Genomic DNA, 26,794 nt, shown 5'->3' on the forward strand with positions numbered 1-26,794 from the left:
CGGAATCGTCGCCGATGTCACCCTTCCGGGGTACACGCGGCCTCTTCGGCCGGACCCTAAGACGCTGGTAGGGAACATGGGAAGGGGTAAGGGAAATCTGTGGAATTCCGTCGTACGGAAGAACGGTGTGGGGGTCTCTCCGCGTCCTCGGCGCTGAATGCATTCAGCCGGATATGTCGATCCCTCGATATTAGGTCCGTTTTGTGCGTACGAATACGAGTCATTACCCGAATGTCCCACCGTCACTGCAACGGTAAGGAGTGCCGATGCCGGAGATGTCGGACGGTCTTCGTGTCGCCTGCTGGGAGGTCCCGGGCGACGCCTCGGTCGTGGGCAAGGTCCGCGCCATGGTGAAGGAGGCTCTCGGCGGGTGGAAGCTGTCCTGTCTCGCGGACGATGTGACCCTGGTCGTCGGGGAACTGCTGGCGAACGCGATCTCCTACGGCGAGCCACCGATCAGGGTCTCGCTGTGGGCGGGGGACGGCGACCTGTTCGTGTGGGTCACCGACCACGGTGCCGGACAGCCGCACCGCCTGGACCTCGGGCTGGACTCCACGCACGGGCGCGGCCTGGCCATCGTCGCGGCTCTCGCCCACGGTCACGGCGTCACCCCGCTGACCGGCGCCACCGGCAAGACCGTCTGGGCCCGCTGGAGCCACTCCAGTGCACGACACCACGATCGCCCCGGCAGATGATCATGGGTGTGGCGGTGCTTGGTGTGCTGGTCCTGTCCATCGTGACCACGGCCAGGTAGGACCGGCTCACAGGGGCAGGCCCTCTTCAAGGAGGCCGAGGACGCGGTCTATCAGGTCGGCCAGGGGTTCGGTCCGCTCGGATTCGACCCACAGCTCGATGGCGGCCGTCCAGGCGCCCACGACCGCGCCGGTGAACACGCGCAGCCGGAAGTCGTCCTCCGGGACACCGGTGCGCTGGGCGATGGCGCTCCTGAGCGTTGCCATGGTGGCGATCTGCCCTTCCATCTGGCGGGCGCGCAGGGCGGGGATCGACCAGGCGAGTTCGATGCGCCGCAGCATCGTCTCCTTCTCCTGGGGCAACACCTCGTCGAAGACCTGGCGGATCGTCGCGCGCAACGCGGCCAGCGGGGTGAGCGTGGCGGGCTGGGCGACGAACGCGGCGGCGATCACCGGGTCGTAGTCGTCCTGGATCACCACGTCTTCCTTGGTGGGGAAGTAGCGGAAGAACGTGCTCGGCGAGACCTCCGCGGCCTCGGCGATCTGCTCGATCGTGGTGCTGTCGTAGCCCTGCTCCACGAACAACCTCATGGCGTGCTCCTGGATCGTCCGCCGGGTCTTGGCCTTCTTGCGCTCGCGGAGGCCGGGATACCGCTGCTGGGCGTTCGCGGGAGAGCTCATCTTTCAATTCTCGCGTGACCGAGCCGGGCCTCCGCCGCCCAAGGCGCCGACTTCGGCGCACAAGGGTCGACTCTGCCGCACAAGGGCCGACTCCGCCGGACAAGGGGCGACTCCGCCGCACAAGGGGCGACTTCGCCGCACAAGGCGCCGACTTCGCCGTACCCCTTCCCGCCGTCGCGGCGCCTGTGGTGGTCCGGGGTGGTGCGGTGGATGGCCGTCCTCGGCGGCGGCACTGGATGGTCGCCGCGAAGCCGGTGCCCGACAGGGCCGCCACTCCACTGTCGGCGACGAACATCCGGGTGAGCAGCCGTGCCGGCCCACTCACCTGTGTGGGGGTGGGGTTGTTGGGTGGGCAGCAGTGTCGGACCGCTCACGTGCTTGCGGGGTGGGGGCGTTGGGTGGGCAGCCGTGCCGGACGCTCGCCTGTCGGGCGGGGTGGGGCTGTTCGGGGGTGCTGGTCACGGGCGGGGCGAGGTCCTCGGCGTTCTTGGTCAGTGGCGCGACGGGGGATAGCTGATAGTCGCCTTCAAGAGATGGCAGTGGCCGGGGGCCGCCTCTTGAGACGATCGAGTATGGGTGTAATCCTGATTACATGGAAACAGACGAAACAGTGATCACGTCATGGTTCATCGGGCGCCTGCCGGAGGAGTGGTTCACCGGACAGCCTGAGTTCGTGATCGACCGCGAGGAGATCGCGGTCATCGGCACGCTGCCGGTGCCCGAGGCCGCCGAGGCGACGTCCGGGGCCGAGCGGGCCGCCCTGCTGGACGGGCACATCGGGCGTTACCGCGAGGAGACCCGCGAACGCCGCATCGAGATCGCACGCGAGGCCGAGCACCGCTTCCGCCGCAAGGTCTCCTGGGGCGTCTCCTGCGAGGACCGGACAGTGATGTTCACCACCCTCTCGATCCCGGTGATGACCCGGCTCAGGCAGCAGGAACGGCGGGTGCTGGACACCCTGGTCGCCGCCGGGGTCGCGCGCAGCCGCAGCGACGCCCTTGCCTGGTGCGTCCGCCTGGTGGGCGGCCACACCGACACCTGGCTCGCTGACCTGCGCGATGCCCTCCAGCAGGTCGACCGCGTGCGCTCGGAAGGCCCTGACGTGACCACGTAGATTGGTGCAAACCAATCTTTTGAATGGCCTAGACCATTTCCAGTGGTTTATACCAATGACACCTTCCGGTGCCGGCGGGCGATCGGCCCGCCGGCCGGAAAGCGGCTCTCCAATCTTCGGCAAGATGGTTAAACTCCCGGGAAACCATCGGGGTCCCTGCACGTTATGACGCCGCTCGGATGGGCAGTGCGCAGGGCTGACGACGGCTGTCCCGAATTCACCGGCACGAACGGAGTCGAAATAGCAGGCGCCGGATCTCCTCTTTTGAGGGGCTCTTGAACCTCTGTTTCCACGACTGGTCTATGCCAATTGGATTCGGCGCGGTCCGTCGTTGATGATGTTTGGCCTGAGAGTAAGGAGCCGGCTCCGTGTCACTTTCCATTGAAATGACCGCCCCGACGTCCCATGCCGAGCTCGCCGCCTGGGTCAGAGAGATCGCCGAGCTCACCCGCCCCGACCGCGTCGAGTGGTGTGACGGGTCGGAGGCCGAATGGACGCGCCTGACGAACCTTCTCGTCAAGCAGGGCACGCTCACGCGACTCGCCGCGCGGCCCAACAGCTTCCTGGCGACATCGGACCCGAGCGACGTCGCCAGGGTGGAGGACCGCACGTTCATCTGCTCGGAGGACCCGCGTGACGCGGGCCCGACGAACAACTGGATCGCGCCCAAGGAGATGCGCGCCACCTTCGACGAGCTGTTCCGCGGCTGCATGCGCGGACGCACGATGTACGTCGTGCCGTTCTGCATGGGCCCGCTCGGCGGCGAGATCTCCCAGTTGGGCGTGGAGATCACCGACTCGCCCTACGTGGCCGTCTCGATGCGCGTCATGACCCGCATGGGTGACCAGGCCCTGCGGCTGATCGAGGAGCGCGGCGACTTCGTCAAGGCCGTCCACTCGGTCGGCGCCCCGCTGGCGCCCGGCCAGGAGGACGTCCGGTGGCCGTGCAGCTCCACCAAGTACATCAGCCACTTCCCGGAGACCCGCGAGATCTGGTCCTACGGCTCCGGCTACGGGGGCAACGCGCTGCTCGGCAAGAAGTGCTACGCGCTGCGCATCGCGAGCGTGATGGCCCGCGACGAGGGCTGGCTCGCCGAGCACATGCTGATCCTCAAGCTCACCCCGCCGGACGGCGAGTCCCGCTACGTCGCGGCCGCCTTCCCCTCGGCCTGCGGCAAGACCAACCTGGCGATGCTCCAGCCGACCATTCCCGGGTGGAAGGTCGAGACCGTCGGCGACGACATCGCCTGGATGCGTTTCGGCGAGGACGGACGGCTCTACGCCATCAACCCCGAGGCCGGCTTCTTCGGCGTCGCGCCCGGGACGGGCCAGTCGACCAACGTCAACGCCGTCAGGACGCTCTGGGGCAACAGCATCTTCACGAACGTGGCCCTGACCGACGACGGCGACGTGTGGTGGGAGGGGCTCACCGACGAGCCGCCGGCGCACCTGACCGACTGGCGGGGACGCGACTGGACTCCCGCCTCGGGGGAGCCGGCCGCCCACCCGAACGCGCGGTTCACCACTCCGGCCTCCCAGTGCCCGACCATGGCTCCCGAGTGGAACGACCCCAAGGGCGTGCCGATCTCGGCCATCCTGTTCGGCGGGCGCCGCGCGACGGCCGTGCCGCTGGTGACCGAGTCGTTCAGCTGGCGCCACGGCGTCTTCCTCGGCGCGAACGTCGCCTCCGAGAAGACCGCCGCCGCCGAGGGCAGGGTCGGCGAGCTGCGCCACGACCCCTTCGCGATGCTGCCGTTCTGCGGCTACAACATGGGCGACTACTTCGCCCACTGGCTCAAGATCGGCCAGACGGGCGATTCGGACAAGCTGCCGCGCATCTACTACGTCAACTGGTTCCGCAAGGACGCCTCCGGCCGCTTCCTGTGGCCGGGCTTCGGCGAGAACAGCCGGGTGCTCAAGTGGATCGTCGAGCGGCTGAACGGCCGGGCCGGCGCCGTGGAGACCCCGATCGGGCTGCTGCCGACGCGCGACGCGCTGGACACCGAGGGCCTCGACATCGCCGAGGAGGACCTGGCCACGCTGCTCTCGGTCGACCGGGAGGTGTGGAAGCAGGACGCCGCGCTGATCCCCGAGTACTTCGCGACCTTCGGCGACCAGCTGCCGAAGGGGCTGTGGAAGGAGTACCACTCCCTGGTTGACCGCCTGGGATGACGCTCGGGCCGTGAGCGGGTGTCAGCGCGCGAGCGACGACGGTGCGCGAGCGACGGTGCCCCGGCGACCGGCATCGACCGGCCGACATTGACCGACCGGCGTCCACCGGGTGCCGTCGAGCGCGCGACCAGGGGCGAAGTGGTCCATTCGCCGCCCGTTCCCCGTTCCGGGAAGCAACGGCAACCCAAAGCGGGGGGCGGGCACGGGTCCGGGCACGTGATAATTGCCTGTTGTCAACGTCCGACAGCGGACGGGCGGCGAAGAGGAGGTCTCCATGGGCGTGCGCGATCTCGTGTACCGGCTGTACGAGCGCCGTCTGGAGACCAAGCTGTCCGGCGACCAGATACCCCGGCACGTGGGCGTCGTCGTGGACGGCAACCGCCGCTGGGCCAGGGCCATGGGGCTGCGCGACGTCAGCCACGGCCACCAGAAGGGCGCGGACAAGATCTCCGAGCTGCTGGTGTGGTGCCGCGAAGCCGGCGTGGAGATCGTCACGGTGTGGTTGCTCTCCAACGACAACCTCTCGCGGCCCAAAGAAGAGCTCGACCCGCTGGTGGAGATCATCGAGGACACCGTGCAGGGCCTGGTGGCCGGCGGGTGGCGGGTGAACCCGGTCGGAGCCCTGGACCTTTTGCCCGATCGCACGGCTCGCATCCTTAAAGATGCGAAAGAAGTGACATCACGCCGTCCTGGCCTGATTGTGAACGTTGCAGTTGGGTATGGAGGAAGGCGTGAGATCGCTGATGCGGTGCGCTCCCTCCTCCAGGAGCACGCCAGCAAGGGCGCGAGCATCGAGGAACTCGTCGAGGTCCTCGATGTCGAGCACATCGCGGAGCATCTCTACACGCGCGGCCTCCCCGACCCGGATCTCCTCATCCGCACGTCGGGAGAGCAGCGACTCTCAGGATTCCTGCTCTGGCAGAGCGCTCACTCCGAATTCTACTTCTGCGAGGCCTACTGGCCTGACTTCCGCAGAGTCGACTTCCTGCGGGCGCTGCGGTCGTATGCCGCGCGGCACCGGCGGTACGGAAACTGAAACACCCCGTGAACACCCCCTATCAGCCCTGGTCCGGCTGTTGGGTAGGGGGCGTCCACGACGTACCGTAAGGAGTAGGCAGTCCATACGGCCTACTTCGGGAGAGGGTCCGCCCTTGCGTCGCCTTTTGACGAGGAGGGCCGGGATCCGGCGTCGCCTCGCGCAGGTGGGGGCGCACGATCGGGCCCGGTCCGCTCACCACCTCATAGGCAGGGCGCTGACTCCTGGCGCCCGGGGGAGAACGCGTGGCAGTGTCCTCGAGCAACCCGTCCACTACCTCCAGTAGCCTCACGCCATCGAGGCGCACGTACATAGTGGACACCTCTGTCCTGCTGGCCGACCCTGCGGCGATGAGCCGCTTCGCCGAGCACGAAGTCGTCCTTCCGATCGTCGTGATCACCGAGCTGGAGGCCAAGCGCCACCACCCCGAACTCGGTTACTTCGCCCGCAAGGCGTTGCGCTTCCTCGACGATCTTCGTGTGCGGTACGGCCGGCTGGACGAGCCCATGCCGATAGGCGAGGGCACGATCAGAGTCGAACTGAACCACAGCGACCCCGCGATTCTGCCGGCCGGTTTCCGGCTCGGCGACAACGACACCCGCATCCTGACCGTCGCCCGATCCCTCGCCGCCGAGGGCCACGACGTGGTGCTGGTGTCCAAGGACCTGCCGATGCGGGTCAAGGCGGCCTCCATCGGCCTGTCCGCCGAGGAGTACCGCGCCGACCTGGTGGTCGAGTCCGGCTGGACCGGCATGGCCGAGCTCCAGGTCACCACCGATGACGTCGAGACGCTGTTCGAGCACGGCACCGCCGAGCTGGAGGAGGCGCGCGAGCTGCCGACCCACACCGGCCTGCGCCTGCTGTCCAGCAGGGGCTCGGCGCTCGGGCGCGTGCAGCCCGACAAGTCGGTGCGGCTCGTGCGCGGCGACCGCGAAGTGTTCGGCCTGCACGGCCGCTCCGCGGAGCAGCGCATCGCCCTGGACCTGCTCATGGACCCCGAGGTGGGCATCGTCTCCCTCGGCGGCCGCGCCGGCACGGGCAAGTCCGCCCTCGCGCTGTGCGCGGGCCTGGAGGCGGTCCTCGAGCGCCGCCAGCACCGCAAGGTCATCGTCTTCCGCCCCCTGTACGCGGTCGGCGGCCAGGAGCTCGGCTACCTGCCCGGCTCCGAGAACGAGAAGATGGGCCCGTGGGCCCAGGCGGTGTACGACACGCTCGGCGCCGTGACCACGCCCGAGGTCATCGAGGAGGTCCTCGACCGGGGCATGCTGGAGGTCCTGCCGCTCACCCACATCCGCGGCCGGTCCCTGCACGACGCGTTCGTGATCGTGGACGAGGCGCAGTCGCTGGAGCGCGGCGTTCTGCTGACCGTGCTGTCGCGCATCGGCGCCAACTCGCGGGTCGTGCTCACCCACGACATCGCCCAGCGCGACAACCTCAGGGTCGGCCGGCACGACGGCGTGGTCGCCGTGGTCGAGAAGCTCAAGGGCCACCCGCTGTTCGCGCACGTCACGCTCACCCGCTCCGAGCGCTCCCCGATCGCCGCGCTGGTGACCGAGATGCTGGAGGACATCACCCCCTGACGCCGCCCGCCCGTCTCCGCCCGCCCGCGGTTCGCCGGCGGGCGGTCACGGGGGCAGGTTGACGCCGGGCGCGGCCAGGTCGTGGTACTCGCGGCAGGTGTGCTCGCCCAGCGCCAGCGGCCCCTTGGGCGTCGTCTGGGTGATCTTCACGGCCCAGATCTCCTCGCGCAGCCGCGCGGTGCAGGTGATCTGGGCCATCGCCGTCCTGCCGAGCCGGCCGGGCCCGTTGACGATCACGTGCAGCCGCAGGCCCACCGGGTTCTCCGGGTCGTTGCGCACGCCGCTGTCCACCCCGTACCGGCCGAGCACGCTCTGCTCGACCGTGAAGGACGACAACGCCGACCCCAGGCCGTCCCCCGACCGCTTGCTCACCTCGAACAGCGCCCTGATCACGTCCTCGGCGGCGTTGGAGGCCGTGGACACCTGCTTGGCGGCCAGCCGCCCGTCCCGCAGCAGGTAGACGTTCGCGATCGCGCCCTTGGCGCTGATCACCGGGGCCGGGCCGGCGTCGACCACCCCCGTCGGGTCCACCCCGCAGGCCGCCGTCCCGGCCAGCAGCGCACCGAGCGCCGCCGCCGCGATCCTCCGGCGCACTCTCATGAGGAGGGGATCCAGACCGTGAACTGCGTGCCCGGGTCGCACAGCTCCACCCTGATCGTCCCGCCGTGCAGCTCGGCGTTGGCCTTGGCGATGGCCAGGCCCAGCCCGCTGCCCTCGCTGCGCGCCCGCCCCGCGCCCACCTTGTAGAAGCGGTCGAAGACGTGCGGGAGGTCCTGACGCGGGATGCCCTTGCCCCGGTCGCGCACCTTCACCTCAAGGCCGCTGCGCAGCACGCGCGCGGCGACGCTCACCGGAGGAGCGCCGTGGAGCAGGGCGTTGCCCATCAGGTTGGCCACGATCACGTCGAACCGCCGGGGGTCCAGCGAGAACGACAGGCCGCGCGGCACGTCCAGGCGCACCCGCCCTGTCCAGCCCCTGATCTCCAGGCAGTCGGCGAGCGCCATGCCGACGTCGACGTTCTCCCTGGTCAGCACGGCCGCGCCCGAGTCGAACCGGCTGGCCTCGATCAGGTGCTCCACCAGCACCCTGAGCCGGTTGATCTCGCGGACCACCAGGTCCACGGCCTTGCCCGCGTCGGGCGGCAGGTTCGCGGCCTCCTCGGTGAGCATGTCGGTCACGGCGGTCATCGCGGTCAGGGGCGTGCGCAGCTCGTGGGAGACGTCGGCGACGAACCGCCGGGACATGGCCTCCAGGGCGCGCAGCTCGGACACCGTCTGCTCCAGGGCGCCTGCGGCGTCGTTGAACGTCGCGGTGAGCCCGGCCAGCTCGTCGCGGCCGTGCACGGGCAGGCGGGTGTCCAGGCGTCCGGCGCCGAGGGCGCGGGCCGCGTCGCCCAGCCTGCGCACCGGCCGCAGGACGCTGCGGGCGGACACCAGCGCGACGGTGAGCGCGACCGCCAGCGTGATCCCCGACGCCTGGCCGAGCGCGGTGCGCAGCCGTGCCAGGACGCCCTCCTCCTCCTTCAGCGACACGAACACGTAGATCGTCATGCCGGTGGGGCGCACCGCGCCGGTGCGGGTCCGCCGGTGCACCTGGGTGCCGATCAGCAGCCACGGGTCGTCCTTGATCAGCAGCCGCTGGCGGACCATGCGCTCGGCGGCCTGGTGGCGCAGCTCCGCCGGGACGTCGTCCAGCCCGAAAGTCGTGCCGGTGCTCAGCCGTTCCTGCTCGCCGTACTTGAGGATCACCTGACGGTCCGGCCCGCCGAGGGACTCGGCCAGGTTGGTCAGGTCGCTGTCGGTCACCACCGCGTCGGTGGGCCACAGCAGGTCACTGGTGCCGAGCGGCAGCGCGATGCGCTGCAGGACGTCGCGGACGTCCACGACGGCGCCGGTCTCGGCGCGGTCCAGCAGCGCCCGGCGGACGAGCTGGTAGCCGATCCCCGCCACCAGGGCGGAGGCGGTCACCGCGACCAGGACGAAGGTGATGACCAGCCGGCCGCGCAGCCCGGTGGGACGCCGCAGGACGAGACTCACGGCGGGCTGAACCGGTAGCCGAAACCGCGCACCGTGTGGATGTAGACGGGTTCGGCGGGAACGGGCTCGATCTTCGCGCGGATGCGCTGGACGCAGGCGTCCACCAGCCGGGAGTCGGCGACGTGGTTGTGGTCCCAGACCGCGCGCAGCAGGTAGCGGCGGTTGAGCACCTGCCCGGGGTGCCGCACGAGCTCCAGCAGCAACCGCAGCTCGGTGGGGGTGAGGTGGACCTCGCGTCCCCCCAGGGTCACCTTGAGCGCCCCCCGGTCCACCACCAGGTCGCCGAAGCTGATGCGGTCGGCGGAGGCCGACTCCAGGCGGCGCAGCACCGCCCGGATGCGGGCGTCCAGCACCCGCGGCTCCACCGGCTTGACGACGTAGTCGTCGGCGCCGGCCTCCAGCCCGACGACCACGTCCAGATCGTCCCCGCGCGCCGTGAGCAGGATGATGGGCAGGGAGTCCAGCCTGCGGATGCGGCGGCACACCTCGACTCCGTCGATGCCCGGCAGCATGACGTCGAGGATCACGATCTCGGGTCTGCGGGCGCGCACGTGGTCCAGGGCCTCCTCGCCGGTCGCGTACGCGGTCACGGAGTGCCCCTGGCGGGTCAGGGCCAGCTCGAGGCCCGTCCGGACCGAGGGGTCGTCTTCGACGAGGAGGATGCCGGCCATCAGCACATTATGGCCGAAACCCGGTTACCTCCTTAGGTGTCACAGAACTGTGACATGGCCCGCATGGGAACCCGACAGTAAGCCGTCACGCTGAAGGCGTCCGCGGCCGTCCCGTCTCGCGCGCCCGCGCGCCGAGGGCGGGCACGGTGCGGGCCGGGCATCCGGTCCGCCCGCGCGGACGCGCCTCCGGGGCGGACGATCGCCCCGCCGCCCTCCGGATCGGGGGTCTGGAGGGCGGGCCGGCGGTGCCGTGTGACGAAAATCACATCGGCCGGGGAAACCGCACGTTACTCGCCGGTTAGCCACGTAACCGTCAAATAACTTTTACGTTTGGGTTGCGGACCACCCCCCAACTCACGGCAAGCTCATAGGCCGTGAGCTCTGGTCAGCAGGTGAGAGACAGGCGAAGCAGGCGGGACGACGACGACGCCGCGCCGCCACGTGGCCGTGTCGAACAGCGGCCCGCGCGCAAGTCATGGTTCACCCCGAAGCGCGTCGTGGTCATCGGCCTCTCCTTCGCCGTGGTCGCCGCGCTCGGGGTCTTCACCGTGCAGACGATGCGCGAGAACGCCGCCACCCCCGCGACCCCGCTCAGCCTGAACGAGCTCACCCGCATGTCCGACCCCTTCGCGCCGGACGCCGAGGCCGACGCCCTCAAGGCCGTCGCCGCCCAGGCGCAGCGCGAGCGCGACATCAAGGCCGCCCGCAACAAGTCGGCGCCCAAGTGGGACTCGGTGAAGATCGTCAAGTCCGCGCCCGGCGGCGGAGGCTTCGCCGCGCACGCCTTCCCGCCCGGTTCCCAGCCCAACCCCGGCAGCAACAAGGCGCTCGGCCAGGAACTGGCCGCCGCGCGCGGCTGGGCCGGCGAGTGGGGCTGCCTGGAGAAGCTCTGGGACCGCGAGAGCCACTGGAACGAGCGGGCCATGAACCGCAGCAGCGGCGCCTACGGCATCCCCCAGGCGCTGCCCGGCAGCAAGATGGCCAGCGCCGGCGGCGACTGGCAGGTCAACGCCGCCACCCAGATCAAGTGGGGCCTGGGCTACATCGCCGCCCGCTACAAGACCCCCTGCGGCGCCTGGGCGCACTCCCAGGCCACCGGCTGGTACTGATCGCCTCGCGGTCCGTCCGCCGCACCCGATCCACTCCCGTCGGTCGAGCTGAGCCGATACCGGCCGGCCGTCCCGCGGTCCGTCCGCCGAGCCGGTCCCGCCCGCGGCCGGGCGCCACGCCCGGTGCGCCGGTCATGATCCGCGCGAACTCTTAGTCAGGGTTGTTCGAGGTTTCGGCAAGCCTGGGGGTGCGCGGGCGATGCGCGGCGGCACGCTGGCCGCATGGGTGTGAAGGTCAGCGTGGTGGTGCCGGTAGCGGAGCCAGGCCCGGACGATGACGCGTTCGACGCGTGCGTGCGTTCGCTGCTGGAGCAGACGATGCCGTCGGACGAGTACGAAGTGATCTTCGCGGACGACAGGTCGGACGACGGCACGCGCGAGCGCCTCGACGCCGTCGCGGCCGTGCGGCCCAACGTCCGGGTGCTGCACCTCGAACACACCGGCTCGCCCGTGCGCGGGCGCAACGTCGGACTGGCCGTGGCGCGCGGCGAGTACGTCTACCTGCTCGGCCAGCGCGACCGCCTCGAGCGGGTGGCGCTGGAGGCCATGTACCGCATGGCCGCCGAGACCGACGCCGACGTGCTGATCGGCCGGCTCGTCCAGGGCGACAACCCGCCGCCGCGGGCCTTCTCCCGCAACCGCGAACGCGCCGACGTGCTGCGCGACCGCCTGCTCGCCCTGCCGACGGCGCACAAACTGTTCCGCAGGAGCTTCCTGGACACCCGCGAGATCCGCTTCGCCGACGTCGACCCGGAGCTGTCGGAGCAGGCGTTCGTCCTTGCGGCCTACCTCACCGCCAAGGTCATCACCATCCTCGCCGACCAGGTCTGCTGCCACCTGGGCGCCGAGCCCGAGCGCCCGGCCGACCCGGCGGCGCTCGTCGAGGGCGTCCGCGCGGTCCTGGCCGTCGCCGACGCCCACAGCGACCCGGGGGAGCAGCGGGAGCGCCTGTACGCCCACCTGTTCCGCACGGCCGTGCTGCGCCCGCTCGGCGGACGCCGGCTGCTGTCCGCGCGGCCCGACCAGCGCTCGGCGCTGTTCGCCGCGCTGCGCGACCTGACCCGCGAACGCTTCCCCGAGGCGCTGGACGCCGGTCTGCCGGTCCATCTGCGCGCGCGGGCGGTTCTGCTCAGAAGTGGTGAACTCAGGCGCCTGGTGGCCCTCAGCGAGGCTTCCAGGGGCATCTCCCTGCGCGCCGAGCTACGCGAGGTGCGCTGGGACGACGACGTCCTGCTGCTCGACCTGGCCGTGGAGATCGTCGACGCCGCGGGGACGCCCATCGCCTTCCGCGCGGACGGCGACCGGCTGCTGTGGACGCCGCCGCTGGACGGGTTCACCCTCCCGCCGCGGCTGGCCGACGTCACCGAGTCGGTGGAACGGGCCCGCATGGAGGTCTACGTCCGTCACGCCGACCACGGGCTGATCTTCTTCCTGCCGGTGTCCGGCGAGATGTGCCGGTCCCAGGAGGGTGACCGGGTGCGCCTGTGGGCCGTCGGACGGGCCCGGATGGACGTGGGCACCGCCGCGCTCGGCCGCCCGCTGCGCCCCGGCGAGTGGGAGGTGCACGTCCGCATGCACACCGGCGTCGACCATGCCCGCACCCGGGTCGCCGGGCACCGCGGCGCCCAGCTCAGCTGCGTCGGCGTCCTGGCCGGGCGTCCGAGCAGGCTGGTCATCCCCTGCTGGTCGGAGCAGCGCGAGCTCAGCGTCTGCGTCGAGCCCAGATCCTTCGCCGAGTCGATCGTGCTCGTCTCGCCGGCGGCCGCGGTCACCCACCGGGACGGGAGCGTCTTCGTCGTCCTGCCCGTCCCGTACGTCCCGCCGAGCGGCGGCCCGCCGGCCGAACTGGTGCTGCGCCACCTGGTCAACCGCGGACGCGTCGTCAGCGTGCCGGCGCTGGTCGAGCCCGGAGTGCCCGGACGCTACCCGGGGCAGCTCGTCGCCAAGGTCGCCACGCGCCGGTTCGCGGGCGAGGGGCACATCGGGCCGGGGGTGTGGGCGCCGCGCCTGCGCGTCGACGGCAAGGAGGCCGACCTGCGGTTCGTCCTGGAGATGGCCAGAGGAGGCCGGGTGCGCGTCGAGGCCGGCGCGGAACCCGGAAGGCTGCTCCCGAAGCGCTCGTCGCTGGCCAGGACCCTCACGCGCCTGCCCGGCGGCAGGTACCTGCTCCGCATGGCCCACGCCGTCCAGCAGCGCTACCTGCCCTCCGCCCCGGAGGAGTAGAGCGGCGAGCCGGGGTCACCGGCCTCTGTGGTGGCGGCGTAGGAGCCGAGCAGCGCCAGCGCCTGGGCGGACTCCGACCCCGGCTCGGCGTGGTAGACCACCAGGAGCTGGCCGTCCACGCCGTTGAGCGCCAGCTTCTCGCGCCGCAGGTGCAGCGTGCCCACCAGCGGATGCAGCATGTGACTCGTGCCGCCGGCCCGGCGCTCGACGTCGTGCCGCGCCCACAGCTTGCGGAAGCGCTCACTGCGCAGCGACAGCTCGCCCACCAGCGACTCCAGTCGCGGATCACCGGCCGCGTCGGGACCGGCGCTCGCGCGCAGCCCGGCCACGACGGCCTTCGTCGCCCGCTCCCAGTCCTGGTGCAGCTCGCGGTCGGCCGGGTCGAGGAAGAGCGCCCGCAACACGTTGACGCCCGGCCGGAAGTTCGGCGAGAGCGCCTGGGCGATCGGGTTGGCGGCCAGCACGTCCATGTACCTGCCCTGCACGAACGCCGGCATGGTCAGGGAGCCGAGCAGCATGGCGACGCCCGCGGGCACCCGCTCAGGAGGGGTGCGGGGGGCGCGTCGCTTGCGGGGCCGCGCCAGCTCGTGCAGGTAGGCGGCGCCGTCCGCGTCGAGCCGCAGCGCCGAAGCGAGGGCGTCCACCACCTGGGCGGAGGGACACTGATCTCTGCCCTGCTCCAGGCGCAGGTAGTAGTCGGAGCTGATCCCGGAGAGAAGGGCGAGCTCTTCGCGCCGCAGGCCGGGCACCCGCCGGCGACCGCCGGGCACCAGGCCGACGTCCTCGGGACGCACCAGTTCACGACGCGCACGGAGGTACTCGCCGAGCGCGTTTTTGCTGTCCACGGCACAAATCCTACGAGTCCTGGACGAAATTAGGCTGTCCCTGCGAGTCCCAGGAACCGCGCGGCATCCTCTGACTCCCGACTTGTCACCCAGACTCGTGCCGTGGGCCGCCGCCTCTCGGCGAGGCCCCACCCGTCGGCCCGCCCCCCGCCCACTCGGGCCGGGCCGGCCCCGACCGCGCCCCGCGCGGCGGCGGTTCCAAGGAGACCTGAGGAAAGAAGACGACATCATGACCACCACGACTCCCGGCGGCAGCCTGACCCTCGCCGAGGACCTCACACTGAGCCGGATGGGCTACGGCGCGATGCAGCTGGCCGGACCCGGGGTGTTCGGCCCGCCGAAGGACCGCGACCAGGCCGTGGCGGTGCTCCGCGAGGCCGTACGGCTCGGCGTCACCCACATCGACACCGCCGACTTCTACGGCCCCGCCGTCGTCAACGAGCTGATCAGGCAGGCCCTGCACCCCTATCCGGACGACCTCAGGATCGTCACCAAGGTGGGCGCCACCCGAGGCGGCGACGGGTCGTGGATCATGGCCCGCTCGCGGCAGGACCTCGTCGACCAGGTGCACGCCAACCTCACCCACCTCGGCGTCGAGGCGCTCGACGTGGTCAACCTGCGCGTCGGCGGCCACACCGAGCCCACCGAGGAGCCGCTGGCCGAGTCGTTCGGCGTACTCGCCGAGCTGCGGCGGCAGGGCCTGATCAGGCATCTCGGCGTGAGCGGCGTCACCTCGGCCCAGCTCACCGAGGCGCAGGGCGTCGCCCCGGTGGTGACCGTGCAGAACCTCTACAACATCGCCCAGCGCGGCGACGACGCGCTGGTGGACCGGTGCGCGCGGGAGGGCATCGCCTTCCAGCCGTTCTTCCCGCTCGGCGGGTTCACGCCCCTGCAGTCGGATGCCCTGGACCAGGTGGCCGCGCGGATCGGCGCGACGCCCCAGCAGGTGGCGCTCGCCTGGCTGCTGCGGCGCTCGGCCACCATGACGGTGATCCCCGGGACGTCCTCACCGGACCACCTGCGCGAGAACATCGCCGCCGCCGACCTCGTCCTCACTGAAGACACCCTCACCGCCCTCGACGCCATCGGAGCCTGACCCGGCCCCCGCGACGCCGCCCGGCCCCGCTCCCACGTGCTGGGCAGAGTTTGATCACCTACGCGGAACGCCGCAGCCAGGCACCCTCCGACGTTCTGAACAGGGTCTGATCAGATGTAGGGGAGCCGCAGCCCGGCACCCTCCGAGGTCCTGGACAGGGTCTGACCAGATGCAGGGAACGCCGCCGCCCGGCGCCCTCTGACGTCCTGAACGCTCCCGCCCGACCAGACGGCAGGGCCGGGGGCGGGCGGTGCGCGGGGGCCCCACGTCCTGGGCGGTCACGGGGGTGGGGCGAGTTCGATCTCGTGCGGGGCGTCGGGGGCGGAGAAGGCGAGCAGCCGGGCGCCCTCGTCCTGGACGGCGGAGACCTCGCCGGCGGACAGCCGGGTGAACGGCTGGACGACCAGCCGGGCCATGCCCCTCGCGCCCTTGCCGGCCCTGGACTCGGTGATCTTCCAGGAGGCCCGTGCCACGCCGTCGACCAGGACGCTCGCCCGGATGATGCCGTTGACCGTGAACAGCGCGGGACGGTGCTCGGCCGCCACGACCCGGGAGCCGTCGGCGTAGGACAGCAGCAGGTTGTCGAACTCGGGCAGGAACCGCACCGGCGCGGGGACCCCGGGATCGGGGCGGGGGGCGTCCGGCAGGTCGTACAGCGTGGCCCCGCGCTCGTCGCGGAACACCCGCAGGGCGGGCCTCAGCCGTTCGACGACCTCCTGCAGGCGGGTGAGGCCCGACCACTTCTGCACGTCGGCCACCGTCGCCGGCCCGAAGGCCGAAAGGTAGCGCAGGACCATCGCGTCGGGAGCCGCCGACGACGCCATCGGCCGGCCGAGCCAGGACTCGGCCGTGGTGACCGTCGGCCGGCCGCTCTTGCCCCAGACGGCGCGGGGCGGCACCTGCACGAGCGGCAGGTAGGTGCGGACGATGTTGAGCAGCGCCTGGCGGTCGAGGCCGGGCCACCGCTCCATGAGCAGGCGGCCGAGCTCGCCGGTGTCGCGCGGCCGCTCCTCGACCAGGGCACGTCCGAAGGCGACGACCTCCTCGACGTCGAGGGCGGCGAGCTGCCCGGCGTAGGCCGCGCGCAGGGTGCGTTCGAGCATGGGCTGGAGCACCGGGCGCAGGGCCAGGCAGTCGGCCGCGCTGACCAGGTGGACCGTGCTGCGCATGAGCGCGAGGCGCACGACGCCGCGGTCGATGAGCAGCTTGGACAGCTCGTCGGGCTGGAAGCCGGAAAGGCGGGTCCACAGCCCGGTGTACGGCGGGAACGGTGCCTGAGCCTGCATGCCGACCAGGCGCTCGACGGCCTCGAGCGCGGTCAGTGAGGCCCGGCGCAGCAGCAGCTGCCGTTCGAGCGTGGCGCGGTTGAGCGCCCTGGTGTCCAGCACTGTCATGACCGACCTCCTCGTGCCGCCCGCCTCCCCGGCGACGCGGCCGGCCGGCCCCTGCCGCCCGTCCACACCCCGCACCCTAACCACCCCCACCGACAAACCCGGGGCCCTCTGGCGCGGTGGCGCCCCGGGGACCGGAACGGCGCCCCGGGATGCTCGCGGGTCACGACGGCACGGCACCTCAGCTCGCTGGTCGCGACGGTACGGCCGCCCGATTCGCGGTCACGACGGTAGGGCGTCTTGGGCGGTTCGCGGGTCAGGACGGGCCGGGGTCCTCGGGGGTGGTGGGCCGGGGCGGGCGGGTCATGGCCAGGACGTCGAGGGCGGCGTCGAGGGCCTCCTCGGTCAGCTTGCCCGAGGCCACGTGGCCGCGTTCGATCACGACCTCACGGATGGTCCTGCGCTCCTTGAGCGACTGCTTGGCGATGCTCGCCGCCTCCTCGTACCCCAGGTGGCGGTTGAGCGGGGTGACGATGGACGGCGAGGACTCGGCGTACTCGCGAAGCCGCTCGGGGTTGGCGGTGAGCCGGTGGACGCAGCGGTCGGCGAGCAGCCGGGACACGCTGGCGAGCAGCCGCGTGGACTCCAGCACGTTGCGCGCGATCACCGGCATCATCACGTTGAGCTCGAAGTTGCCCGAGGCCCCGGCGAAGGTCACGGCGGTGTCGTTGCCGATGACCTGGGCCGCCACCATGCACACCGCCTCGGGGATCACCGGGTTGACCTTGCCTGGCATGATCGACGAGCCCGGCTGGAGGTCCGGCAGGTTGACCTCGCCCAGCCCCGCCCTCGGCCCCGAGCCCATCCAGCGCAGGTCGTTGGCGATCTTGGTGAGGGACACCGCGATCACCTTGAGCTGCCCGGACAGCTCGACAAGGGCGTCACGGGCGCCCTGCGCCTCAAAGTGGTCGCGCGCCTCGGTGAACGGCAGCTCCGTGGCCTCCCGCAGCTTCTCGATCACCTTGGCGGCGAAGCCGGGCGGGGTGTTGATGCCCGTCCCGACCGCCGTCCCGCCCAGGGGCAGCTCGGCGACGCGCGGCAGCGTCGCCCGCAGCCGCGCGATGCCGTTCTCGATCTGCGTCGCGTACCCGCCGAACTCCTGGCCGAGCGTCACGGGCGTGGCGTCCATCAGATGGGTGCGCCCGGCCTTCACCGTCGTGCCGAACACCTCGGCCTTCTGGCGCAACGCGACGGCCAGATGGTCCAGCGCGGGCATCAGCTCGTAGACCACGTCCACCGTCGCCGCCACGTGGATGGACGAGGGGAACACGTCGTTGGACGACTGGGAGGCGTTGACGTGGTCGTTCGGGTGCACCGGCCGGCCCAGGCGCTTCTCGGCGAGGGTGGCGATCACCTCGTTGGCGTTCATGTTGGACGAGGTGCCCGACCCGGTCTGGAAGACGTCGATCGGGAACTCGTCGTTCCACTCGCCCTCGGCGACGTCGGTGGCCGCCTCGGAGATCGCCTCGGCCATGTCGGGCGTGAGGACGCCCAGCTCGCCGTTCACCTCGGCGGCCACGGCCTTGATCAGTCCGAGCGCCGCGATGTGGGCGGGCTCGAGGCCGCGCCCGGATATCGGGAAGTTCTCCACCGCCCGTTGCGTCTGCGCCCGCCACTTGGCCGCGGCCGGGACTTGCACTTCGCCCATCGAGTCATGTTCGATCCGGAAATCCTCCATGACCCCAGTCTTGCTCTACGAACCCCCGGGCGTGTCCTCGCGGGCCGGTCGGAACGAAGAGAGCACGGCGTCGCGCTGGGCATGCTGTGCCTGCCAGCGCGCGTCGGGCGCCGACCAGGAGATCGCGTACAGCGAGCCGCCCGGCACCGACACCCAGCGCGACAGCACGCGCGTCGAGCCCGTGGCCGAGGTGTAGCGGAACTCCCAGTCGGCCACGTCCGTCCCCGTGTACGGCGCGGGGCGGGTCGCGGCCAGGCGGATGAGCGCGTACCCGGGGTAGGTGCCGGCCGCGAGCGCCCGGGCCTGGGCGGCCTTGGCGGAGTTCAGCACGTCGGCGGAGCCGTCCGCCGACCGGGCGACGCGGACCGCGCGCGCGTCCCCGGGGGCGGCGAAGGCGACTCCGGAGCCCTTGGCCACGGCCCGCAGGGGGGCCGGCACGTCGATGGCGAAGCCGGACCTGTCCATGTAGCGGCGCATCCCCGGCGCCGGTGCGGCGCCCTCCCCGGCGGCCGACGACACCTCCTCCGCCGCCCCGGGAGTCGCGCCGCCCGCCGTCCCCGAGGACGCGCTGTCACCCGTCCCCGGGGACGCGCTGTCACCCGTCCCGGGAGTCGTGCCGTCCGCCGCGGCCGGGGAGGCGCCGTCCCGGGTACTGAGGTCGGCGCCGCCTCCTGGACCGAGCGTCGTGCTCGCGCGGGCATCGACGGCGGTGGCGGGCGCCCGCACGGAACCGGCTCCGGCGGGCTCCTTCGCGCCGCCGGGGCGCGACGGCGAACCGCCGCCGGAGACCGCCGAGGCGACGAGCATGACGATGGTGGCCAGGCCGAGCAGGGCGACGACCACCAGGACGATCATCCCGACGGGGCTGCTGCCCCTCGGCGGCGCGGTGCCCTGGAAGGAGAACAGATCGGTGCCGAGGCCGCTGGGCGGGGTCGCGACGTCCCCGTCCCCGCTCCACGCCCCGCCCGGCCCCGCCGGCGGATGGGAGCCGCCCGGCACACCGGTCCCGCCCGGACCGCCCATGAGGCCCGGACCGCCCGGACCGCCCGGACCGCCCGAACCGCCGGGACCGCCGGGACCACCCGGACCGCCCATGAGGCCCGGACCGCCCGAACCGCCGGGACCGCCGGGACCACCCGGACCGCCTGACCAGGCGGGGCCACCGAGGCCGCCCGCGCCGTCCGGTGCGCCCATGCCGGCCGAGTACGGCGCCGCCGGTTCGCCGGGTGCGTACGCTCCCGGCCCGGGACGGGCGCCCGGCGCCCGCGAGGCGGGCGGCGTCCCGGCCGGGGCGCTACCCGGCCGTCCCGGCGCGGCGCCCGGCGGCCGGCCGGGTCCCCCGGACGCGGGGCCGGGCGGCGGAGAAGCGGGTCCGTGCGGCGGGGACGCGGGGGCGTGCGTCCGGGAGGGCGCGGCGGGCGCGGGGGGAAGCGGGCTGACCACGGTCGCCTGGTCGGCCGCGGCGGCTCCCGCGGGGCCGGCGGACGGCTCGTCCGTCCCGGGAGGCCGTCCAGGGCCGCCAGGGCCGCCAGGGCCGCCAGGGGCGCCGGGGCCGCCAGGGCCTCCAGGGCCTCCAGGGATGCGCAGGCCGCCCTTGGGACGGATGACCATCATGGTCTGGTCGGTGTCCGGCTCACCCTCGGCGGACGCGGCGGCGGCCTGGGCCTTGGGGACGGTGGTCTGCGGGTCGGGGGCGGGGGCCTGGACCTTCGGGACGGTGGTCCGCGCGTCCCGCCCCTCGGCGGCGGATGCCTGACCTGTGGCGGCGGAGTCGCGCGGACCGGCGTCCCGTCCCGCGGCGGCGGAGGCCCGCCGGTCGGACTCCGGAGTGGAGGAGGCGGCGGGGCGCGGGGCGGAGGAGGTCTTGGCCACGCGGCGGAGCATGGCGACGGCCAGGTCGAAGCTGAGGCGCTTGGTGTGGTCCTTCTCCAGCAGCCCTTCCAGCGCGGGGCGCAGCGGCCCGGCCTGCGTGGGCGGGTCGGCCTGCTCGGTCATCAAGGCCGCCAAGGTCTCGCTGACCGACTTGCGCTCGTACGCGGGACGTCCCTCGACCGCGAAGTACAGCGTCGCGCCCAGCGACCACAGGTCCGACTCGGGGCCGGTGTGGTCGCCCCTGGCCCGCTCGGGCGCGGTGTAGCCGGGGGAGCCGATGACCATGCCGGTCCTGGTGATGTTGCTGTCGCCCTCGGACTTGGCGATGCCGAAGTCGGTGAGGACGACCCGGCCGGTGTCGGTGAGCAGCACGTTGCTGGGCTTGACGTCGCGGTGCAGGACGCCCTGCTTGTGGGCCGCGCCGAGCGCCCCGAGCAGGTCGAGCCCGATCTCGGCGACGAGCCGTGGCGGCAGCGGGCCCTCCTCGTCGACCACCTGCTCCAGCGACCGGGCCTCGACGAGCTCCATGACGATCCACGGGCTGCCGTCCACCAGGATGGCGTCGTGGACGGTCGCCACCGAGGGATGCACGATCTTGGCGGCGTTGCGCCCCTCGCGGATCATGCGCTCGCGCAGCTCTTCGCGCTGTTCCTTGGTGAGACCCGAGTCGTGCCGGATCTCCTTGACGGCGACGTCACGGCCGAGGAGGCGGTCGTGCGCCCGCCAGACCGTGCCCATCGTCCCCCGCCCGAGGGCGGCGATCAACTCATACCGGTCGGCGAGCAGCCGCATCTGCTGTTCGGGCATGACTAAGAAGATAGCGATAGTGCCTTGAGCCTTGCTTTCCCCTTACTTACGCATATTTCTCGGCCAAAACCGACGGGGAAGCACCATCCGCACGATATCGGACAGCTGGCGGATCATCTGGCCCACTTCGGGGTTGGCCGGAGCGCGCCGGCGACCGGCCGCCGGGTCCACCGGTTTGCGGTGCACGCCCTCGGCGGGCCTGCGCGGCCCACGCGGCGCCGGCACGGGGGCCGGGCTCTCGGAGGGCCTGTCGGAAGGCGCGGCGAACGCCCGTTCGGGCCGGGCGTCCGCGCGGTGCTGGCCCCGGTGCGCCGTGCGGCGCGGCGAGGTCGACACCCGGCCGCCGCCGTCCCGAGACCCGTCGCCGTCGCCGGGACCGCCGTTCGGGGAGTCGTGCGGCCCGCCCCGGCGCCCGCCCCGCACGGTGTCGCGCGCGCCCATCGCGGCGTGCGGCGCCTGCGGGCCGCCGGACGACGTCACCGGCGTGCGGCCCGTGCGCTGGGCGGGACCGCCGAGCGGCTCCTCCGCCGAGCCTCCGGCGGCGACGCGCGCCAGCATGAGCGAGGCGCGCATGCCGTCGAGCCGCGCGTCCGGGTCGATCTGCAGCAGGCCGCTCAGGATGGGGGCGAGCGGCCCGGCGCGTTCCATGGGGATCGGCTCGCCGCTGGTGAGCGCGGCCAGCGCGGCGGCGGCCGTGCGGCGTCCGTGCAGGCCCCGGCCTTCCACGGCTGTGTAGAGGGTGGCGCCGAGCGACCACAGGTCGCCCGCGGGGCTGGCCCGGTCGCCGAGGACCCGCTCGGGCGCGATGTAGCCGGCCGAGCCGAGCACGATGCCGGCCTGGGTGATGGACGCGTCGCCTTCGAGGGCGGCCAGGCCGAAGTCCGTCAGTACGGCGCGGTCCTCGGTGACCAGGACGTTGCTGGGCTTGACGTCGCGGTGCAGGATGCCCTTGGCGTGCACGGCGCGCAGCGCCCCGAGCACCTGGCGGCCGATCTCGGCCACGCGGCGCGGCGGCAGCGGCCCCTGCTCCTTGACCATCTCCTCCAGAGACTGCGCTCGCAGCAGCTCCATGACGATCCAGGGCCGGTCGTCGTCGGTCACGACGTCGAAGACGGTGATCACCGACGGGTGGGCGACCATGGCGGTCGCCCTGCCCTCGCGTTCGGTGCGGGCGCACAGCTCGGCCCGCAGCTCCTCGTCCAGCACGAGCGGGAGGCGGACCTCCTTGACAGCCACGTCACGGTCCAGAAGGACATCGTGGGCGCGCCAGACCGTGCCCATGCCGCCACGTCCCACCGGCTCCACAAGCCGGTATCGCGAGGCTAGCTCGTATCCGACTGGCGCGCGCATGGGTGGCAGCTTACCGATTTGTTCATCGCCGCCTGTAGAGGCCATGCCGATTCGCTGTTGAGATCTTCGGTCAGATTTGGTCAGGTTCGGCGACCGATCGTGAGCACGGGACCACTGGTGTCCTGGAAGAAGTCGTCACCCTTGTCGTCCACCACGATGAAGGCGGGGAAGTCCTCCACCTCGATCTTCCAGACGGCCTCCATGCCGAGCTCCGGATACTCGATGACCTCGACCTTCTTGATGCAGTCCTGCGCGAGGCGGGCCGCCGGGCCGCCGATGGAGCCGAGGTAGAAGCCGCCGTGCGCCCGGCACGCCTCGGTGACCTGCTTGGAACGGTTCCCCTTGGCCAGCATGACCAGCGAGCCGCCCGCCGCCTGGAAGCGCTCCACGTAGGAGTCCATGCGGCCGGCCGTCGTCGGGCCGAAGGAGCCCGAGGCGTAGCCCTCGGGCGTCTTGGCCGGTCCGGCGTAGTAGACCGCGTGGTCCTTGAGGTACTGCGGCATCTCCTCACCCGCGTCCAGCCGTTCGGCGATCTTGGCGTGCGCGATGTCGCGAGCCACGACCAGCGGGCCGGTCAGGGACAGCCGGGTCTTGACCGGGTACCGCGACAGCTCGGCGAGGATCTCGGCCATCGGCCGGTTGAGGTCGACCGGCACCACGTCGTCCGACAGGTGCTCGTCGGTGGTGTCGGGCAGGAAGCGGGCGGGGTCGGTCTCCAGCTTCTCCAGGAAGACCCCCTCCGGCGTGATCTTGGCCAGGGCCTGCCGGTCGGCGCTGCACGAGACCGCGATGGCCACCGGGCAGGAGGCGCCGTGCCGGGGCAGGCGGATCACCCGCACGTCGTGGCAGAAGTACTTGCCGCCGAACTGGGCGCCGATGCCGAGCCTCTGCGTCAGCTCGAAGACCTTCTTCTCCATCTCAAGGTCGCGGAAGCCGTGGCCGGAGGTCGAGCCCTCGGTGGGGATCGCGTCCAGGTAGCGGGCCGAGGCGTACTTGGCGGTCTTCAGCGCGTACTCGGCGCTCGTGCCGCCCACGACCACGGCCAGGTGGTACGGCGGGCAGGCGGCGGTGCCGAGGGAGCGGATCTTCTCCTCCAGGAACTCCAGCATCCGCTTCTCGTTGAGGACGGCCTTGGTCTCCTGGTACAGGAACGACTTGTTGGCGCTGCCGCCGCCCTTGGCCATGAACAGCAGCTTGTACTCGTCGGGGTGGCCGTGCGGGTCCTCGGCGTACAGCTCGATCTGGGCCGGCAGGTTGCTGCCGGTGTTCTTCTCGTCCCACATGGTCAGCGGGGCCATCTGCGAGTAGCGCAGGTTCAGCTCGGTGTAGGCGTCGTACACGCCGTGCGCGATGTGCTCGGCGTCGGCGCCGTCGGTCAGCACGTGGCGGCCGCGCTTGCCCATCACGATGGCGGTGCCGGTGTCCTGGCACATGGGCAGCACGCCGCCGGCCGAGATGCTCGCGTTCTTCAGCAGGTCGAGGGCCACGAAGCGGTCGTTGCCGCTGGACTCCGGATCATCGATGATCTTGCGGAGCTGGGCGAGGTGGGACGAGCGCAGATAGTGGGAGATGTCGTGGATCGCGGTCGCGGTCAGCAGCCGGAGCGCCTCCGGGGCCACCTCCAGGAACGTGCGGCCCGCCGCCTCGACCTTGCGCACCCCCTCCGCCGTGATCAGACGGTACTCCGTCTCATCCGGACCCAGCGGGAGAAGGTCGGTGTAGTCGAACTCGGGCATCGCTCGTGCTCCTCCGTAGTGTGGCGTGCTCGCCGCCGTCCTGTTGCAGGGTAAGGCTCTCCGTGGCCGCCCGCCGACCCGGGGCCGCGCCGTGCCGGGGCCCCGGGCGGGGAATCTGTGGTGGCCGGGCCGTGTCACCTGGGGCATTCGTGGGAAGGAGATGACGTCCGCCGGTAGGGCACCCTCCGAAGGTCGATAAGTGCGCGTTCGATAATGGACGTAGGCACGTGTCCGAGATCGGGGGGAAATCATGGACCCGGGCTACATCGTGGTGGTCATCTTCGGCGTGTCGGTGGTCGCGGCCGTCCTGGGCGTCGCGCTCGTCACCATCGTGCTCCGCGGCATCAGGGGCGAGCCGGTCCAGTGGCCGGTGGCCCCCGACGGCCGGGCCCGGCGGCGCGAGATCGAGGCGCGGCGGCGCGAGGGCATCGAGAGCGGTCAGGGCGCGGGCCCCCGCGAGGGCGGCGAGCACCCGGAATGGACCGGCAGGGACCTGGCCGGCGACGACCTGCGCCCGGCCGGCGCCCGTGACGAGAAGCACGCCCTGCCGGGGCGGGCGCGGTGGTGGTGAGCCGCGCCACGCCTCCCCTGCGACGGGCCCGGAACTCCTCCATGGGGCTGCCGGGCCCGTCGGCCGTCCGCCCCGCTGGCCTCCCCTCCGGGTGGCCGGCCGCCATGAGGATAGATCGTCCGAATGTCAGGACAAAGTCTTGACTCGCGGCATTCTGATCCTTAGAACTGGGGACGAACCGTCATGAGGTGATCGGAGCGCCGGAGGCAGCATGCGTGTGGGTTTGTTGGGTCTTGGCCGTATCGGCGCGTTCCACGCGATGACGCTCGCCGCTCACCCGGAGGTGGACGAGCTGATCGTGTCCGACGCGGACGAAGTCAGGGCGAAGGAGGTGGCCGGCCGGGTCGGGGCGCTCGTGGGGGACGCCTTCCAGACCGACGCCGTGGTCGTCGCCACCCCGACCTCCACCCACGCCGAGCTGATCCTGCGGGCCTGCGAGGCCGGCGTCCCCGTCTTCTGCGAGAAGCCCGTCGCCCCCACCATCGAGGAGACCGCGCGCGTCCTGCGCGCCGCCGACCGCAGCGGCGTGCTCGTGCACATCGGCTTCCAGCGGCGCTTCGACGCCGGGTACGCCGAGGCCCGCCGTGCGCTGGCCGGCGGCGAGCTCGGCGACCTGCACCGCGTGCACATGCTCACCGCCGACCCGCGCCCCCCGGCCGCCGAGTACATCCCGCTGTCGGGCGGCATCTACCGCGACTGCCACATCCACGACTTCGACATCCTGCGCTGGGTGACCGGCCGCGAGGTCGAGTCGGTCTACGCGACGGGCGCCAACCGCGGCGCCGCGTTCTTCGCCGAGGCGGGCGACGTGGACACCAGCGCCGCCCTGCTCACCCTGGATGACGGCACGCTCGTCACGCTCCAGGGCTCCCGCTACAACGGCGCGGGGTACGACGTCCGCATGGAGCTGGCCGGCACCCGGCGCACCCTCTCGGTCGGCCTGGACGAGCGGCTGCCCCTCGCCTCGGCGGAGCCCGGGGTCGCCTTCCCCGGCGGCGAGCCGTGGCCCGACTTCGGGGCGCGCTTCGAGCCGGCGTACGTGGCCGAGATCGGCGCGTTCCTGGCGAGCGTGCGCGACGGCGGGCCCAGCCTGTGCGGCGTCCGCGACGCGCTCGCGGCGCTGCGCGTCGCCGAGGCGGCCGAGCTGTCGCGCCGCGAGGGGCGTCCCGTCCGCGTCGCCGAGATCGTCCAGGTGACGGCATGAACGACCCGACCGGAGAGGTGAACGTGAGCGGCACGACGGAGACCGGCCAGGGCGGGGCCCTGCGCATCGCGGGAGCGCCGATCAGCTGGGGCGTGTGCGAGGTGCCCGACTGGGGTCACCAGCTCGACCGCGAGCGCGTCCTCGGCGAGATGCGCGCGCTCGGCTTCACGGCCACCGAACTCGGGCCCGACGGCTTCCTGCCGCCGTCCCCCGGGCACCGCCGCTCGCTGCTGGACTCCTACGGCCTGCGGGCCATCGGCGGTTTCGTCCCGGTCGTGCTGCACGACCCGGCCTATGACCCGGTGCCCGAGGCGAAGGCGATGTTCCGCTCCTTCTCCGAGGGGGACGTGGACACCGTCGTCCTGGCCGCCGCCACCGGCGCCGACGGCTACGACGAACGCCCGGCGCTGGACGCCGAAGGCTGGGCGACGCTGCTCGGCAATCTCGGGCGGCTGCTGTCGGAGGCCGAGGCGTTCGGCCGTGCCGTCACGCTCCACCCGCACGTCGGCACCATGATCGAGACGCGGGACGAGGTCGACCGGGTGCTCGACGGCTCGGCGATGCCGCTCTGCCTGGACACCGGTCACCTTCTCATCGGGGGCACCGACCCGCTCGACCTGGTGTCCAGGGCAGCAGCAAGGGTCGCACACGTGCACCTCAAAGACGTGGACGCCACGCTCGCCGAGCAGGTCCGCACCGGAAAGCTGACCTACACCGACGCCGTCCGCGCCGGCGTCTACCGCCCCCTCGGGCGCGGCGACGTGGACGTGGCCGGCATCGTCGCAGGGCTCGGCGCGGCCGGCTACCAGGGCTGGTACGTCATGGAGCAGGACGTCGTGCTGTCCGGCGAACCCCCGCGGGGAGAAGGCCCCGAGATCGCGGTCCGCGAGAGCCTCGCCTACCTCGCGGCGCTCTCATGACCGAACCCCGT

Annotated in this window: 21 protein-coding genes; 11 read left to right on the forward strand and 10 right to left on the reverse strand. The window is 72.1% G+C overall.

What is annotated here, in order from left to right; translation table 11 throughout:
• The first annotated feature begins 266 nt into the window (after positions 1-266).
• Positions 267-695, forward strand: a complete 429-nt coding sequence (locus ABZT47_RS13175) for an ATP-binding protein (RefSeq protein WP_354840093.1) — start codon at positions 267-269, stop codon at positions 693-695.
• 66 nt (positions 696-761) lie between these two features.
• Here ABZT47_RS13175 and ABZT47_RS13180 read toward each other — a convergent pair whose 3' ends face one another.
• Positions 762-1,373: a TetR family transcriptional regulator gene (locus ABZT47_RS13180; protein ID WP_354840096.1), complete on the reverse strand. Its 612-nt coding sequence runs from the start codon at positions 1,371-1,373 to the stop codon at positions 762-764.
• A 592-nt stretch (positions 1,374-1,965) separates the two neighbouring features.
• On the opposite strand from ABZT47_RS13180, the gene ABZT47_RS13185 reads away from it, so the two are divergent.
• From ABZT47_RS13185 to ABZT47_RS13200, 4 genes are all read left to right on the forward strand, one after another.
• Positions 1,966-2,487, forward strand: a complete 522-nt coding sequence (locus tag ABZT47_RS13185; protein WP_354840099.1) for a hypothetical protein — start codon at positions 1,966-1,968, stop codon at positions 2,485-2,487.
• Positions 2,488-2,873: 386 nt separating this feature from the next.
• Positions 2,874-4,658 carry a phosphoenolpyruvate carboxykinase (GTP) gene (locus ABZT47_RS13190; protein WP_354840626.1) on the forward strand — a complete coding sequence of 595 codons (1,785 nt, stop codon included), beginning with the start codon at positions 2,874-2,876 and terminating at the stop codon, positions 4,656-4,658.
• Between the two features lie 274 nt (positions 4,659-4,932).
• A complete protein-coding gene (locus ABZT47_RS13195) occupies positions 4,933-5,694 on the forward strand; it encodes an isoprenyl transferase (RefSeq protein ID WP_354840102.1) in 762 nt (253 codons plus the stop codon).
• Positions 5,695-6,005: 311 nt separating this feature from the next.
• Positions 6,006-7,274: a PhoH family protein gene (locus tag ABZT47_RS13200; protein ID WP_354840629.1), complete on the forward strand. Its 1,269-nt coding sequence runs from the start codon at positions 6,006-6,008 to the stop codon at positions 7,272-7,274.
• Between the two features lie 45 nt (positions 7,275-7,319).
• Here ABZT47_RS13200 and ABZT47_RS13205 read toward each other — a convergent pair whose 3' ends face one another.
• From ABZT47_RS13205 to ABZT47_RS13215, 3 genes are read right to left on the reverse strand one after another with little or no spacing between them, the layout of a single operon-like run.
• Positions 7,320-7,874, reverse strand: coding sequence for a hypothetical protein (locus ABZT47_RS13205; RefSeq protein WP_354840105.1), 555 nt, complete (start codon positions 7,872-7,874; stop codon positions 7,320-7,322).
• Positions 7,871-9,310 (reverse strand): HAMP domain-containing sensor histidine kinase, encoded by a 1,440-nt coding sequence (locus ABZT47_RS13210; protein WP_354840108.1) that lies wholly within the window; start codon positions 9,308-9,310, stop codon positions 7,871-7,873. The genes ABZT47_RS13205 and ABZT47_RS13210 overlap by 4 nt, the downstream gene beginning before the upstream one ends.
• Positions 9,307-9,981 carry a response regulator transcription factor gene (locus ABZT47_RS13215; protein ID WP_354840111.1) on the reverse strand — a complete coding sequence of 225 codons (675 nt, stop codon included), beginning with the start codon at positions 9,979-9,981 and terminating at the stop codon, positions 9,307-9,309. Before ABZT47_RS13215 ends, ABZT47_RS13210 begins: the two co-directional genes overlap by 4 nt.
• Before the next feature lie 392 nt (positions 9,982-10,373).
• Here ABZT47_RS13215 and ABZT47_RS13220 point away from each other — a divergent pair, with 392 nt between their 5' ends.
• Together ABZT47_RS13220 and ABZT47_RS13225 are read left to right on the forward strand one after the other, a co-directional pair.
• On the forward strand, positions 10,374-11,090 hold the full coding sequence (locus tag ABZT47_RS13220; RefSeq protein ID WP_354840113.1) for a lytic transglycosylase domain-containing protein: 717 nt from the start codon (positions 10,374-10,376) through the stop codon (positions 11,088-11,090).
• A gap of 222 nt (positions 11,091-11,312) precedes the next feature.
• The gene (locus ABZT47_RS13225) at positions 11,313-13,313 is read left to right on the forward strand and encodes a glycosyltransferase family 2 protein (RefSeq protein ID WP_354840116.1); all 2,001 of its coding nucleotides are present in this window, start codon (positions 11,313-11,315) and stop codon (positions 13,311-13,313) included.
• On the opposite strand, the gene ABZT47_RS13230 is transcribed toward ABZT47_RS13225, so the two are convergent.
• Positions 13,286-14,158 carry a helix-turn-helix transcriptional regulator gene (locus ABZT47_RS13230; RefSeq protein WP_354840119.1) on the reverse strand — a complete coding sequence of 291 codons (873 nt, stop codon included), beginning with the start codon at positions 14,156-14,158 and terminating at the stop codon, positions 13,286-13,288. The two genes, ABZT47_RS13225 and ABZT47_RS13230, sit on opposite strands and share 28 nt — an antisense overlap.
• 229 nt (positions 14,159-14,387) lie before the next feature.
• Between ABZT47_RS13230 and ABZT47_RS13235 the strand changes: the two genes are divergently transcribed.
• A complete protein-coding gene (locus tag ABZT47_RS13235; RefSeq protein ID WP_354840122.1) occupies positions 14,388-15,254 on the forward strand; it encodes an oxidoreductase in 867 nt (288 codons plus the stop codon).
• Positions 15,255-15,532: 278 nt separating this feature from the next.
• On the opposite strand, the gene ABZT47_RS13240 is transcribed toward ABZT47_RS13235, so the two are convergent.
• The 5 genes from ABZT47_RS13240 to ABZT47_RS13260 all read right to left on the reverse strand — a co-directional run bounded on the left by ABZT47_RS13240 (position 15,533) and on the right by ABZT47_RS13260 (position 24,088).
• A complete protein-coding gene (locus ABZT47_RS13240) occupies positions 15,533-16,648 on the reverse strand; it encodes a winged helix DNA-binding domain-containing protein (protein ID WP_354840125.1) in 1,116 nt (371 codons plus the stop codon).
• A 253-nt stretch (positions 16,649-16,901) separates the two neighbouring features.
• Positions 16,902-18,323, reverse strand: a complete 1,422-nt coding sequence (locus ABZT47_RS13245; protein WP_354840128.1) for a class II fumarate hydratase — start codon at positions 18,321-18,323, stop codon at positions 16,902-16,904.
• A gap of 15 nt (positions 18,324-18,338) precedes the next feature.
• Entirely contained in the window at positions 18,339-21,002 is a 2,664-nt protein-coding gene (locus tag ABZT47_RS13250; RefSeq protein ID WP_354840131.1) for a protein kinase, read from the reverse strand.
• Positions 21,003-21,044: 42 nt separating this feature from the next.
• A complete protein-coding gene (locus tag ABZT47_RS13255; RefSeq protein WP_354840134.1) occupies positions 21,045-22,397 on the reverse strand; it encodes a protein kinase in 1,353 nt (450 codons plus the stop codon).
• A 35-nt stretch (positions 22,398-22,432) separates the two neighbouring features.
• Positions 22,433-24,088, reverse strand: coding sequence for a fumarate hydratase (locus ABZT47_RS13260; RefSeq protein ID WP_354840137.1), 1,656 nt, complete (start codon positions 24,086-24,088; stop codon positions 22,433-22,435).
• Between the two features lie 250 nt (positions 24,089-24,338).
• On the opposite strand from ABZT47_RS13260, the gene ABZT47_RS13265 reads away from it, so the two are divergent.
• The 3 genes from ABZT47_RS13265 (at position 24,339) to ABZT47_RS13275 (ending at position 26,783) form a co-directional block, all read left to right on the forward strand.
• The gene (locus ABZT47_RS13265; protein WP_354840140.1) at positions 24,339-24,659 is read left to right on the forward strand and encodes a hypothetical protein; all 321 of its coding nucleotides are present in this window, start codon (positions 24,339-24,341) and stop codon (positions 24,657-24,659) included.
• Between the two features lie 211 nt (positions 24,660-24,870).
• Entirely contained in the window at positions 24,871-25,863 is a 993-nt protein-coding gene (locus ABZT47_RS13270) for a Gfo/Idh/MocA family oxidoreductase (protein WP_354840143.1), read from the forward strand.
• Positions 25,860-26,783, forward strand: a complete 924-nt coding sequence (locus tag ABZT47_RS13275) for a TIM barrel protein (protein ID WP_354840145.1) — start codon at positions 25,860-25,862, stop codon at positions 26,781-26,783. The genes ABZT47_RS13270 and ABZT47_RS13275 overlap by 4 nt, the downstream gene beginning before the upstream one ends.
• Positions 26,784-26,794: the final 11 nt, after the last annotated feature.

It is taken from the genome of Sphaerisporangium sp. NPDC005289, from assembly GCF_040607455.1.
GTDB classification, from domain to species: Bacteria; Actinomycetota; Actinomycetes; order Streptosporangiales; family Streptosporangiaceae; genus Sphaerisporangium; species Sphaerisporangium rhizosphaerae.

Excerpts from the sequence above, each read along its gene's own strand:
- ABZT47_RS13180 (WP_354840096.1), bottom strand. The coding sequence starts at position 1,373 with ATGAGCTCTCCCGCGAACGCCCAGCAGCGGTATCCCGGCCTCCGCGAG.
- ABZT47_RS13240 (WP_354840125.1), bottom strand. The coding sequence starts at position 16,648 with ATGACAGTGCTGGACACCAGGGCGCTCAACCGCGCCACGCTCGAACGG.
- ABZT47_RS13265 (WP_354840140.1), top strand. The coding sequence starts at position 24,339 with ATGGACCCGGGCTACATCGTGGTGGTCATCTTCGGCGTGTCGGTGGTC.
- ABZT47_RS13260 (WP_354840137.1), bottom strand. The coding sequence starts at position 24,088 with ATGCCCGAGTTCGACTACACCGACCTTCTCCCGCTGGGTCCGGATGAG.
- ABZT47_RS13270 (WP_354840143.1), top strand. The coding sequence starts at position 24,871 with ATGCGTGTGGGTTTGTTGGGTCTTGGCCGTATCGGCGCGTTCCACGCG.
- ABZT47_RS13235 (WP_354840122.1), top strand. The coding sequence starts at position 14,388 with ATGACCACCACGACTCCCGGCGGCAGCCTGACCCTCGCCGAGGACCTC.
- ABZT47_RS13185 (WP_354840099.1), top strand. The coding sequence starts at position 1,966 with ATGGAAACAGACGAAACAGTGATCACGTCATGGTTCATCGGGCGCCTG.
- ABZT47_RS13250 (WP_354840131.1), bottom strand. The coding sequence starts at position 21,002 with ATGCCCGAACAGCAGATGCGGCTGCTCGCCGACCGGTATGAGTTGATC.
- ABZT47_RS13225 (WP_354840116.1), top strand. The coding sequence starts at position 11,313 with ATGGGTGTGAAGGTCAGCGTGGTGGTGCCGGTAGCGGAGCCAGGCCCG.
- ABZT47_RS13190 (WP_354840626.1), top strand. The coding sequence starts at position 2,874 with ATGACCGCCCCGACGTCCCATGCCGAGCTCGCCGCCTGGGTCAGAGAG.
- ABZT47_RS13275 (WP_354840145.1), top strand. The coding sequence starts at position 25,860 with ATGAACGACCCGACCGGAGAGGTGAACGTGAGCGGCACGACGGAGACC.
- ABZT47_RS13175 (WP_354840093.1), top strand. The coding sequence starts at position 267 with ATGCCGGAGATGTCGGACGGTCTTCGTGTCGCCTGCTGGGAGGTCCCG.
- ABZT47_RS13215 (WP_354840111.1), bottom strand. The coding sequence starts at position 9,981 with ATGGCCGGCATCCTCCTCGTCGAAGACGACCCCTCGGTCCGGACGGGC.
- ABZT47_RS13205 (WP_354840105.1), bottom strand. The coding sequence starts at position 7,874 with ATGAGAGTGCGCCGGAGGATCGCGGCGGCGGCGCTCGGTGCGCTGCTG.
- ABZT47_RS13255 (WP_354840134.1), bottom strand. The coding sequence starts at position 22,397 with ATGGCCTCTACAGGCGGCGATGAACAAATCGGTAAGCTGCCACCCATG.
- ABZT47_RS13245 (WP_354840128.1), bottom strand. The coding sequence starts at position 18,323 with ATGGAGGATTTCCGGATCGAACATGACTCGATGGGCGAAGTGCAAGTC.
- ABZT47_RS13195 (WP_354840102.1), top strand. The coding sequence starts at position 4,933 with ATGGGCGTGCGCGATCTCGTGTACCGGCTGTACGAGCGCCGTCTGGAG.